Source organism: Lactobacillus sp. B4026, from assembly GCF_026535825.1.
GTDB classification, from domain to species: Bacteria; Bacillota; Bacilli; order Lactobacillales; family Lactobacillaceae; genus Lactobacillus; species Lactobacillus panisapium.
In genome coordinates this window covers 53974-66854 of sequence record NZ_JAFNPD010000005.1, presented here as the reverse complement: position 1 = coordinate 66854, position 12881 = coordinate 53974, and the positions used below count along the sequence as shown (strand labels likewise).

Sequence of the window (12881 nt, the reverse complement as noted above, 5' to 3'; positions counted from 1 at the left end):
ATCTCCTTTGTCGCTCTAAATTACATTCTTTGCTTCAATCCTATTTTCAGTCGGTACCATCTGAATAAAGACATCAACCCCTGCATCAATTAGTTCCTCAATTGTTTGTCTTTCATCGTTATTGATGTAAATACTATTACTTATTTTTTCTTTTCCCTTTGCAAATGAAATATTGCCTAAGTTAACCTGCTTAATGTTAAAGGTGCGTGCTAATTTTGCCGCAATCTCAACCGTCTCACAGATAACAAACAAAGTGTAATTATCAGTCTTGCCACTTTTAATGACATCTATTGCTCCCTGCGTATCCTTGACTACAACCTTAACGCCGCTCGGTTTTGCCAAAGCAAGCATCTGCAGCCGTAATTTATCGTGCTTTAGAGTATCGCTGACCAATAAAAGAGCGTCTGCACCAAGCGTACCGGTCCATGAAACTGCTACTTGTCCATGTAAAAGCCGGTAATCAACCCGTATCATTTTAATCATTCAAAACATCTCCTTTAACTGTTAACTAAAAGTCATCGCTAATTGTTTCTGTCTCAGTCTTAATTGTTTGATTAATATCCTGAATACCGTTTTTTGCTTCCCGAATTGTCTTTGCAATCGTTGCTTCTAAGTCTTGTTCATTTGAAAGTAAAAGTTGGACTACCATTGGTAAATTGACACCAGCAATTAACTGTAAATTTTTATGGGTTGGGATCAACTTTGCCAAAGCCGTATTGACACTACCTCCGACAATGTCAGTCAATACTACGACTGGCTCAGTAGGATGTTTTTGTAAAAAGGTGGCAATTTCATGTTCATAATCAACTTGCTCTTTAGTATAAGCTGCAATCGCATGCAGGTTTTCTTGTGGTCCCATAATGAACTCGGCCGTCTTTTTGACGCCAATTGCCATTTGTTCATGTGTGCAAATTATTACCTGAACCATTCTCTACCTCCCCTGTTTGTCATAGTTTTTGGTTGGAATCATATTCATAAATTTAGTCGCCATTGGATGCGCATCTTCTCGGTTTAAAGCAGGCATCATGCTAGCCACTATTATTTGGAAAAATGGAATAGTTGCCAATGAGCACAAACTATTAATTGCAGGTAGCTTGATGTTAATTACATGAGGCTGAACTTTGTCAGAATTATATGTAATAAGGTAATGCCGCGCAGTGACAGCAGCCAAACTGGTATTAATGGCAGCAATTCTAGGACTTGCCTGCGGATTATCAATTAGAAAAATGCTATATTGCGGACTTAATTGAATATCGGGTCCATGCATAAACTCTTCTATCTCGTAATGTAATGTTGGTATTTTTAGTGTTTCTTGAAACTTTAAAGCTGCTTCGCGAGCAACACCAAGATTCATATTATTACCACAAATAAAAGTTGGGCCCATTTGTGCTAATTCCATAAAATGATTGTTAACAAATTCAAGAGCAGTATTGATTGTTTCAGTCATAATTTCAGGCAGCTGTAACAGGTCATCATCGTTATCAATCGGCCTTTGTTCTCTTTGCGCAACTTCGTTTGCAAATAAGACCAGATACATCACCAAGGTAGAAAGCCCCACTGTGACGTACCCCACAGTTTCCTTACCAACACCATAATCAATCACGATGTCGGCCTTTTGTGCCACCTCACTGTGTGTATTTCCTGTTAAAGCAATGGTTCGACCATTTCGCTCATTAACGAACTTCATTGCATGCAAAATATTAGTTGAAGCTCCACTTTGAGAAACAAAGAGGGTAAAATTATTCATGTTTTTACTAGTTCTGGTTAATTCAAACAGTTCTGGCGTAACGACCTCAACTGAACGAGCTAACCGCATTTTTAAGTAAGGTTTAGACATCATTACCGCGTTAAAAGATGACCCCGAGGCCACTATGGTAACGCTTCCATTTTTCTGTTTAAAAAAAAGATTGACTAATGGAGAAACTAAACTGTTTTTATCAGCTATATTCTCTTTTAATTTAGCTGGTGTCACTTTCACATAATCAAGCATTTCCATGATTAATACTCCTAATCTAGCTTAATAAAGTAAACGGGATACATTGTATCCCGCCCTCTGCCAATCACCAGTAAAATTAGTACTCGAATTGACGATAATATCTTCTGTAGTTTTTATTGTGCTTTGTGTAAACCTGATAATGATTGGTTAACCGATCAGTTAACAGTGAATTTACAATCCATGGAATTACTAGTGGACGAAATTCGTCATCAACACTCAGACTGTATTCCTTCGTGTCAATCACATAATGTTCTGCGCCAATCTTTTCACAAAAACGTTGCACCCGAACATCTTGCTTTCTAAATTCATCTTCACCTTCAACGATAAAGACCGGTACACCTTTTTCGACCAGTTCAAGTGTTCCGTGGAAAAACTTGGCACTAGTAATTGGACGAGTCCTAATCCATTGCATTTCTTCAAGAAGACATTCAGCAAATAATTCGGTTTCTCCCCAAAGTGCGCCAGAACCTGTAAAAATCGTGTACGGTGCCTGGTAACATTTTTGAGCAATCTTGTCGGCTTTAGGTTCAAACTTTTTACGAATTGCCAATAAATCCTTGAATACCCCTTTTAGTTGATCAGCAAATTTAGGGTATCCTGCGAAATCACCGTGCTTGTATAGTAAGCAATAAATTAACATTGCCTCTGCCATGTAATAATTTTGCCCTGACCCGGTAGAGCCATTAACTTCAATAACATTTGGTGCTAGCCCACCAAGCTCACCGCTTTTTTTCGTAAATGCAATTAAGCGAATATTAGCTTTAATCAACCATTTAGCAGCTTCAATAATTTCAGGCGTGTTTCCGCTATCGCTTGCCGTTATTACAATTGAGTCTTGGGTTAAGTCGCGTGGATGCACACTATTCAAGTCGGCAGCATTAATGCACTTAACCGGTAAAGCAGACATTCTGTTAGCTGCATAAGCAAACTGGTACAATTCGAACTCAGTTCCACCAATGCCCATTAAGTAAATATTTTTATAACCTTCAGTCGATAACTTGTCCGCCAGCGCCTCAATTTCAGGCCGCTTTGAATAGACAAAATCGCCATCGGCAAGGTATCCATCTTGATTAAAATCGATTAATTCTACTTTTTCAGTTTCCATTTTGACCTCCCAAAATTAAATTAAATTTCAAAATTGGATTCTTTTGAATCCCTATTTCAATTTTAAGTATACCAGTTGCTCTGATTAATTCAACAGCTTTTTTTAAATCGCTTACACTTTTTTAGATTCTGTGAGATTTACTTGGTGTAAATAGACTTTAACTAATAAAAAGACCACCTTTTGCATAAAGATAAAAGGTGGTCACTATTTTGATTTAGTTTACTTATTCATTCAACTTGGTAAGGTGGATCTCACGGTCGAATAACTGTTTCATCTGGGCATTGAAATTGTGGGCAATAAACAACACCGTTGCCGATGTATTGGTCACTTCACGCAAAATTGCCATTGTCGCTTTTTGGTCAATTGCACTTGTGCCCTCATCAATCAGGATAATTTTACTCTGATGCACCAAAGCACGCACCAGTACAATCTTTTGCCTTTGTCCACCGGAAATATTTAGCTTATTCAAATCAATTCGTTCATTCAATCCCTGATCAAATTTAGCAATGTCGCTGTTCAAGTGTACTTTTGCCACTAAACTTGGTAGCCGGACTTGTAACTTTTTATTAAACATTGTCATGTTATCAGCAATGCTGACGGGAAAAAGCACGGGATCTTGTGGAATGTAACCGATTTGACTCATATCAGGGTTAATTATTTTGCCATTTTGATCTTTAAACACTATTTCACCCGTATTTGGCTTAATCTGCTTTAAAATCAACTTGAATAATGTCGTCTTACCGGAACCGGAATCACCGGTAAATAAGATTTTCTCACCCGGCTGAATAGCAATATCTGGAAAGAACAGATTTTCACCGTTAGGAAACTGTAAGCTGAGATTGTGGGTACTAAATGCAGCTGGTGTAGCATTTCCTAGCTCAGGTTGTGGCAGAAGGCGACAAGTTGCCTCAATCTCCGTATTCAATTTCTGTGCGCCCTTTATTTGCCCATACGCATCAACCATCTTGCTAATCGCAAAGTTCATGTAGTACTCACAGTTAGACGCTGCCACAATTACACCAAAAGCTACTTTCCCATTTAAAAATAAGAAACCGGCAAGAAGAAACAACATCAAAGAAAAGATCACTTCAATTAGACTATTGATACTTGATAGGCATTGCGTGAAACCAGTTTGCTTCACATTGGCATCTTCTAATTTTTTGGCCGCTTTAGCCGTCACCTGAAATAATTTTTCACCTGCTAAATAACGTCTAATTTCGTCTAATCCGTTAAGCCACTTATTCAAACAATCAAGATATTGCTGGTTGCTAGTCGAAATCTGCATTGTTGCTTTTTGTAATGGTTTAGCAATTAATTTCGGTACCAACAGCGAAACAAGCGTCATTGCAATAATTGTTATTAGTAAGCTCCAATGAATTGTAATTAATAAGATAAAAACAAGCACTAGTGTGACTAGACCAGAAACAAAGCCAATAAAAGCTTCCAGATAATTTTCGTTATTTTGCACTAAATCATTAATCAAGCGGTTTTGTACTTGCGCTACCGGATGATCTTGACCATCTAAGTAATAATGGTCAGTAATTTGTTCACGTAAAGCAACATTGTACTGTTGCTCTTGCTTGATAATTAAATAGGAATTTAGGCCCTGAACTAGGTAGTTAAACAAAACTAAACCAAATTCGATTGCAATAATGCTAAAGCAGGTTCGGGGATCATTATTTTTTAATGCTGTCGTTTCAATAATTAATAGTTGAGTATCAAAAATCATGGAGGCAAATATGAGGACAACGTTAATCATTATCCCAATAAATCTTACCGGATTTATTCTAAAAAATGCTCTAATCGTCATTGTTATTAGCCCCCTTACTGTTGGTAGTTAAATGAATTTGTCTGTCAAACTGTGCAATTAATTCGGGGCTAAAGTTATGTGCAATCATTAAAATCGTTGCGTTTGTCTTGAGCAATTCACTAATAATTTGTTTTGTACCCTGACGATCTATTGCACTAGTAGCCTCATCTAGCAGCAAGAATTTAGTCTCGTGAATTTCTGCGCGTGCTAACACCACTTTCTGTCTTTGCCCGCCAGACAAATTAGGTTGATCTAAGTCAATAACGGTGTTAGCTCGAGCCGGAAACTTAGCTAAATCTGGGGCCAGCTGCACTTTTTGTAAAACTTGTTTTAGTTTACCGTTAAGTTGCTGATTAAACATCGTAATATTATTCGCAATGGTTGTGGGAAAAAGACTAGCATCCTGCGCGATATACCCAACTTGGGCATTTTGCGGTTTAATTAACTGCTGATTAGTCGCTTTGAACATAACTGAGCCTGCACTTGGCTTAATTTGGTTCAATAAAACTTTAAATAAAGTAGACTTGCCCGCTCCCGAGTCACCCGTTAACAAAACTTTTTCTCCTGGTTTAATTTCAAAATCTGGATAAGTTAGTTTTTCACCATTTGCGTACGTAACAACCAAATTGTGGCTTTGGACGGCATCAACAATAACTCGCTTATTAGTTATTGTGACTGGTTGAACTAGTGTGGCAACTTGTTTACGCAATTCTGCAGTCGATTTTATTTTAGTAATCGCAGTTATAACTTGCCAAAGTCCATTAAAAATTATTGAAACAAAGCCAAGACTTGTTAACCAATCTCCGATTGTAATCTGCTGCGAGAAATATAAAATAGAACACCAGAAACAAATACCAACTTGACCAACTGAATTGCCAATACCATTAATAATTTGAGCTTCACCACTAATTTTTCCCTGGGTGATATTCGCATCGGCCAAAGCCTGACTTTTTTGCTTAATTGCTTGCTTCAAGGTCTTTTTGGACTGGTAGCGGCGAAGTTCACCCAAGCCGGAAAACCAATTACTAATCGTATTCAAAAATGTTGAATTCGTTTTAGCTACAATCGCAGAAGCTCGGGCCAATCTTTTCTCTAGAATCTTAGGTAACAGCAGAACAATGATCGTAATTAAAATCGTGGCAATTACAATTGACCAGTGCATTGTCAAGATGGCGGTAATAGCTAATATAACTCTTAGAATCGTGCTCCAAATGTCAATCCATGGTTTAGCATAGTTATCGGTTAAAATCTTTAAATTATTGCCTAGTTGGTTCGCCATTTCAGCTACATTGACCGATTTTTGGCCGTAATAATGCTTCATCATGTGCGTTCGAATTTGATGAAGATAATTTTGAATTTGCTGATTAAAAAGATATGTTCCTAGAGGCAATAGAAAAAAGGTAAATAGCCCCATAATAGCAATAATTACAAGCCACATGACCGCACTAGTCCAAGCTTTTTTGGTTAAATTATCGGTTGCAAACTTGATTAAATAATTATTGAGCGTTTCTGCAATGGCATACAAAACATAAGCAAGCAAGATAAGCATCCCACGGGGAATATTTGACTTAAACAATTCTTTTATTGACATAGCTTCCTCCTTTATTTCTTATTCTTTTAGTTAAACTTAAGCTTTTTATCATGTAAATAAAGAATGAGTAAGAGGTCAAATAGGCTTATTAAGTGGCCAAATTTTCCACACAAAAAAAGACTCACTTTGTAAGCAAGTCTTTTTCTGTGTGTTATATATTAAATATATATATTAAATTATATATTTTGCTTATTTTCTTGGTATCTAGTATTGAACAATGGACTAAGCGGTTCATTCTTTTGAATACACTTAATCGCATCTCCAATAAGTGGACCGACTGAAACAAGTAAAGTCTTATCCAACTTCTTCTCGGCAGGTTGGTTAATTGAGTCTGTTAATACTAAATTTTTAATCGGAGAATCATTCAGTCTCTTAATTGCTGGGCCAGACAATACAGCGTGAGTGGCACTAGCATAGACTTCAGTTGCACCCGCATCAATTAATGCTTGTGCTGCTAAAGTAATTGTTCCAGCAGTATCAATCATATCATCGATAATGATTGCTCTTTTGCCTTTAACATCACCAATAATATTCATAACTTCTGCGACATTGGCACGTGGGCGACGTTTATCCACAATCGCAATTGACGTACCCAAAAATTCTGCTAACTTTCTAGCACGGGTAACGCCACCATGATCAGGCGATACAACTACAGCATTTTTTTCTAAGTGATTACTTAAGAAATAATCTGCGAGTAGTGGTGCACCCATCAAATTATCCACAGGAATATCGAAGAAACCTTGAATTTGTGGTGCATGTAAGTCAAGTGACAATACTCTAGTTGCGCCAGCTTCTTGTAGCATATCTGCTACTAGCTTGGCGGTAATTGGTTCACGTGGACGTGTTTTACGGTCTTGGCGAGCATAGCCGTAATAGGGAATCACAATATTAATCGTCTGTGCACTTGCACGGCGGACGGCATCAATCATGATTAACAATTCCATCAAATTGTCATTGACTGGAACACTGGTTGACTGAATCAAATATACGTCTTTGCCTCGGACAGATTCGTCAATATTAATTTGAATCTCGCCATCGCTAAAGCGCTGCACACTGGATTCACTTAGTGGAATACCAACGCGATCAGCAATCTTTTGCGCTAACGGCACATTCGAATTAAGGGCAAACAACATCATATTGTCTTTATAAGACATAATTTCCTCCGTATAATATTTGTCTACAACTTATTATTTTACCAAAAGTTGCCGAAAAAAAGTTAATAACCATATTTATTATTCAACTTTAACCAGCGACATTCAAGCCCTTAGGGCTAATTATTCAGGAAAAATGGCATTTTTTTCTAGCTTAGCATAGCTTTTTAAACTAAAAACTTAACAACTTAGTCATTTTATCGCTTTATCACCTAACTTAAACATTTTAGGAAAGCATGACATAAATTATGCTAATTAAACCAGAAAAACCTTGAATCACATTATTAATGCTACCAAGGTTTAATTCATTATTTATTCGCCTGCAAAACCGCGGCAACATTACCGTGTGCTTTTGCCAGCAAATCCCTAGCATCTGCCTTTGACCTACCAGTTTCAATCATAATAATTGCTACAGAAACATCATTTGCACTATTGTGTAAAGCCGTCATTGCTTCACTAGTAGAAACACCGGTTGTTGTGCTAATAATGCGGCATGCACGGTCAACTAGCTTGGCATTAGTCGGCTGAACGCCAATCATGACGTTTTGGTAAACCTTCCCCTGCCTAATCATCACACCGGTGGAAATCATATTTAAAATCATTTTTTGTGCGGTACCAGCCTTCATTCGTGTCGAGCCCGTGATAACTTCTGGACCAACAACGGCTTCAATACCAATTTCTGCATGTGAGCTGATTACGGCATTCGGAACACAAGCAATTGCAATCGTTAGCGCACCAACCTCGTTAGCAAAGTCAAGGCTGCCAACTACATAAGGCGTTCTGCCACTCGCTGCTAAACCTATCACCGTGTCTTTTGCAGATAAATGAAGTTGACGCAAATCTTGCTGACCGAGCTCAAAGTCATCTTCTGCTCCCTCAACCGCCTGTAGCATTGCCTGTTTGCCACCTGCAATTAAGCCAACTGCCCGCTCTGGCTTAATGCCATAGGTCGGGACTAGCTCAGCTGCATCAAGTACCCCCAGCCGGCCACTGGTGCCTGCACCAACATAAATTAGGCGGCCGCCTTGCTGATACCGTTTAGCTGCAGCATCAATTGCTCGCGCAATTTGTTGATCCTGCTGGCCAACAGCTGCAGCAACTTTTTGATCTTCATGATTGATTGTACGAACCATCTCAAGCGTTGACATCGAATCGATGTTCATCGTGTTTGGATTGCGTTCTTCGGTAATTAAATCTTTAATGTTCATTAATTCTTCTCATTTTTATTTTGTTTTAACTGTTACAGCATCTTGGTTAATTTCTACTTGACCCGCAGCAAGCGGCGTAATTTGAGCAACATCTTCCATATTAGTAATGATTGTCATTACATCTGTTGGCTTACCTGCAGCTTTAAGAGCAGCAAGATCAACTTTTGCAATAATGTCTCCGCGTTTAACGTGTTGACCGCTGGCAACCTCAATTGAAAATGGTGCACCCTTTAATTCAACCGTGTCTATGCCAAAATGTAGCACTAATTCTAATGGGCCGGTTGCTGACTCCATCGTAATTGCATGCTTGGTATCCATAATTGTTAATATCCGCCCATCAACAGGCGCAATAATGGTACCTTCATTAGGAATAACAGCGAAGCCGTCTCCAAGCATTTTTTTAGAAAAAACATCATCTGGAACTGCCGTTAGGCTCTCAATCTGACCGCTTACGGGACTGGCCAATGTAATTTCTGTTGCAGTCGCAGACTCTGCTGGCTCTGCAGTACCAGCTACTAATGAGCCATCTTCGTTTTTAGCTACCATTGCACTCTTAGGAATGCCCCAAAGGTAGGTAAGAACAAAACCGCCAAGATAAGCTGCTAATAAACCAAAACAGTAAATCAACGCCTTGTTATTAGCAATCAACGGAATTAACGCAATGCCTGAGGTACCGATAGCAATTGATCCGACATTACCAAAGGCTCCCAGAACGGCACCACCAATTCCGCCGCCAAGGCAAGCAGTTATAAATGGCCGACCGAGTGGTAGCGAAACACCGTAAATAAGCGGTTCGCCAACACCCAAAATGCCGACTGGCAAGGCACCCTTAATTAGTTTAGTGAGTTCTTTATTTTTCCGGCATTTAACCCACAATGCAATCGCCGTACCAACTTGGCCAGCTCCAGCCATTGCTAAAATTGGCAAAAGCGGTGTATAGCCCATTTTTTGAATCATTTGCAAGTGAATTGGCGTCAGAATCTGATGTAAACCAAACAGAACCATTGGTAAAAAGGCGGTACCTAAGATAAAACCAGCAACTGGCCCACCAACATGCAAGATCCAATTTATGCCACCGACTAGTGAATTTGATATCCAACCGGCAAACGGCATAATTAGAAAAATGGTAACTAATCCCATAATTAATAAAGTTAAAAATGGCGTAAAAATTAAATCTAATGATTCTGCCATGTGATCATGGAAAAATTTTTCAACATAGGACATGAGCCAGACGCTAAGTAAGACACCGATGATTCCGCCTTGACCCGCTGCAAGAGGCAACTTGTCAAAAATATTGGGAATGGTCATTGGTGCAACTACTCCGGGTAAATAAACAATCCCGCCAATAATCCCACCTAGTCCAGGAGTGGCGCCAAATTCTTTGGCCGCATTAATACCGACGTAAATATTTAGGTAAATAAAAAGCCCGTTGGCAATGACGCCAAGAACAGTAACCCCTAGGTTCCAACTAAGCGGAAGCATCTTGGCTGTCATCATATTACGTAAGATTCCAGCTACACCAGAAATCAGTCCCGCACCAACAAATGCTGGAATTAGTGGAACAAAAATAGCTGAAATATGCTCCAATGCACTGCGCCACCAAGTATTTTTTAAACTAGCCTTTTGGGCGGTGTGAACGCTAGCTGCCTTTTGCATAACCGCTGTTTTATTTTCGTCATATGAACTAGTCGAGTTTTGCTCAAGATTCTCCGGAAAAGGATCATTTTCTTGAACACCAGCAGCCTTAACCATCGACTGTGCTACCTTGGTATTAACACCTGGACCAACAACTACCTCTAGTGTCTCCCCAGCTACAACGCCGATAACTCCAGGAACTTGCTTAAGCTTTTCAAGATCGACTCGATCTGGATCTTTAAGTGCTATTCTGATTCTAGTCATACAATGGTAAAGCGATTTAACGTTAGCGATTCCGCCAATCTGCTCGTAAATTTGCCTACCCATTTCATCATATTTGTCTGAGCTCATTTTTCCCTCCTATTTAAAATACAAGCTAAGTATATTATTAAATAGACCAATTTTCAATTGTTACCGCTCAATCAATTGATGTTGACTTTTATTTCTTTTTATTTTAGGGCTATACCAATATATCAAAATTAATTATATTATTGCCATAACGTAAAAAAACTGCAGCTAACGCACTTAAACGTTCCTGCAGTTTTATTAACTTTACTATTTAACTAATAAAAATTCGTCAGTCGTCAGCCGATGTGCACCAAGCTTAGTTAACAAGTGGTTATAATGCTCACGGATTGGCTTTACAACTGAATCGTGGTTATATGAAATTAGCGTGATCGAGTACTTTTCGTCCAATGCACTCTGAACAGTTGCCTTCAAACAAGTTTGACTCATTAATCCAACCACAAAGATATTCTTTGGTCTCATTTCGTGAATTCGCTGAACAAGGTTTGATTGAGTAAAGGCACTCGCAAATTTTTTAGTATAAACAGGGGCTGAATCTGCTACTTCCAATTGAGGAGACAAGCTACCATGATTTTCCTGTTTAATGTAAAAAATAGGTTCATTACTTTTTTCAAAGGTTTTAATAATACGATTAATTTGATTAATCCTTCTTGTTTGTCCGGCTTTTCCTCCCCAGAATGGCTTTGATTGCTCTTGAACATCAACAACTAACAATAAATTATCGGCTGACATAGTTAACCTCTCGCTTGATGAAAAATAAATAAGATCTAAAACTTTTGTGTATACTATATATGCATACATAAACTTAAAGTTCATCGATTCAGCAACTTTTCTCTGAATCTGCTTTCATTATAACGCGATAATGTCAACTTTCAATATAATCATTATTACAATTAAGAAAAATTGTAATAAATTGGTAATAATCGCTCTATGACGGTCTTTTGAACGAATTGTAATTTCTATTTTTTTAGAATTTTATTCTGCCGCCGTAAAAATTAGCTCTTGCCCCGCTTCAACTTGATCAAGCAAAGCCAAATCGGCCGAAACGACATTAGCAATCACATTAACGCGCTCATCAGCTGGCAGGTCACGCTTGGTTATTTGTAATTCACCTTGATAACGTAAGTAACGTTCATTATCACATGTCAGACTTCCCTTGGGACGTGGCTTAGGACTTGTTTGCGCATTCACATCAAATAACTGCCTTTTTCTACCTTCCACTAAGCGCACAACATCGCGGGCAGCATCAGGACGATTATGCCATTCATTCGTCAATAATTCAGGCACTTCCCGATCCAAGTGTAAAGTAAGGGCATTTTTCTTTGTATAATTAGTGAAACTAGCAATTGTGGTCGCCTTTAAAGCAGCATCCCCAATAAACACATGATCACAGCCTAACTTTTGCAATTCCAGCGTTGCTGCCAACGGATTTTCATTGCGGTGCTTTTCTAAAGTTGGCAAGCCAGCATGAATAGGTCCGCGCCGACAACTATCCCCAGCAACAAAAGCAACGGTCTTCAGATTTGCTTGGTGCAACCATTCATTCTTTTCTTTAAGCCATGAGCTAGCAAGCCCAGTCTCAGGTCGTGGATAAAAATTGTGCCATGCCTGCAAATGATCAAAATTAGCACCGTGAACGCGCAAAGCAGCTAGTTCATCTTCGCTAATTGTACTTGCATTCAAGGCAATCGGCATTTCTTTTGATAGCCTTGCGATTGTATTAACATTCACACCGGCATCGATGCGCAATCCCGATAAATTCAGCTGACTAAGCTGCGTCACGTCGTTAATTGCTACTCCTAATCGTTCTAAGCCATCTCGCGAAACATCGGCAATAATTGCTGTTTCCAAGTTCTGACACCATTTAGTCAGTTCATGCAGACGTTTTAAAACTTGCGCGGGATCATCTTCCGGAATATTTAAGGATGTAAAAACTGTGGTTAAGCCAGCATTGCGCATTGCAAGTAGATAATTATAGTCTTCAGCCGTTAAATCATGATTAAGATATATTGAAAAGCCCAACATGTCTTTTTGCTCTCCCATTTCTATTATTAAAGTGAAAACACTTACAAATAATAT

At 38.7% G+C, this 12881-nt stretch carries 11 protein-coding genes; all 11 read right to left on the bottom strand.

Translation table 11 applies throughout. From position 1 onward, the window contains the following. Nucleotides 1–15: 15 nt before the first annotated feature. The gene (locus tag J3U69_RS05660) at nt 16–483 is read right to left on the bottom strand and encodes a PTS sugar transporter subunit IIB (protein WP_220268485.1); all 468 of its coding nucleotides are present in this window, start codon (nt 481–483) and stop codon (nt 16–18) included. A 25-nt stretch (nt 484–508) separates the two neighbouring features. Next, a complete protein-coding gene (locus J3U69_RS05655) occupies nt 509–928 on the bottom strand; it encodes a PTS sugar transporter subunit IIA (protein WP_267413346.1) in 420 nt (139 codons plus the stop codon). A 3-nt stretch (nt 929–931) separates the two neighbouring features. After that, complete coding sequence (locus J3U69_RS05650) at nt 932–1996, bottom strand: SIS domain-containing protein (protein ID WP_267413345.1); 1065 nt, start codon at nt 1994–1996, stop codon at nt 932–934. Nucleotides 1997–2072: 76 nt separating this feature from the next. Further along, complete coding sequence (locus J3U69_RS05645; RefSeq protein ID WP_267413344.1) at nt 2073–3101, bottom strand: SIS domain-containing protein; 1029 nt, start codon at nt 3099–3101, stop codon at nt 2073–2075. A 223-nt stretch (nt 3102–3324) separates the two neighbouring features. Continuing rightward, a complete protein-coding gene (locus tag J3U69_RS05640; protein ID WP_267413343.1) occupies nt 3325–4911 on the bottom strand; it encodes an ATP-binding cassette domain-containing protein in 1587 nt (528 codons plus the stop codon). Further along, a complete protein-coding gene (locus J3U69_RS05635) occupies nt 4901–6502 on the bottom strand; it encodes an ATP-binding cassette domain-containing protein (protein WP_267413342.1) in 1602 nt (533 codons plus the stop codon). Before J3U69_RS05635 ends, J3U69_RS05640 begins: the two co-directional genes overlap by 11 nt. Before the next feature lie 176 nt (nt 6503–6678). Next, a complete protein-coding gene (locus tag J3U69_RS05630) occupies nt 6679–7656 on the bottom strand; it encodes a ribose-phosphate diphosphokinase (RefSeq protein WP_103752280.1) in 978 nt (325 codons plus the stop codon). A gap of 305 nt (nt 7657–7961) precedes the next feature. After that, on the bottom strand, nt 7962–8861 hold the full coding sequence (gene murQ / locus J3U69_RS05625) for an N-acetylmuramic acid 6-phosphate etherase (RefSeq protein WP_267413341.1): 900 nt from the start codon (nt 8859–8861) through the stop codon (nt 7962–7964). Between the two features lie 15 nt (nt 8862–8876). Beyond that, on the bottom strand, nt 8877–10847 hold the full coding sequence (locus tag J3U69_RS05620; RefSeq protein ID WP_267413339.1) for a glucose PTS transporter subunit IIA: 1971 nt from the start codon (nt 10845–10847) through the stop codon (nt 8877–8879). Nucleotides 10848–11051: 204 nt separating this feature from the next. Then, nucleotides 11052–11534, bottom strand: coding sequence for an isochorismatase family cysteine hydrolase (locus tag J3U69_RS05615; RefSeq protein ID WP_220220165.1), 483 nt, complete (start codon nt 11532–11534; stop codon nt 11052–11054). Between the two features lie 243 nt (nt 11535–11777). Continuing rightward, entirely contained in the window at nt 11778–12827 is a 1050-nt protein-coding gene (locus tag J3U69_RS05610) for a DUF871 domain-containing protein (protein ID WP_267413338.1), read from the bottom strand. Between the last annotated feature and the right edge of the window lie 54 nt (nt 12828–12881).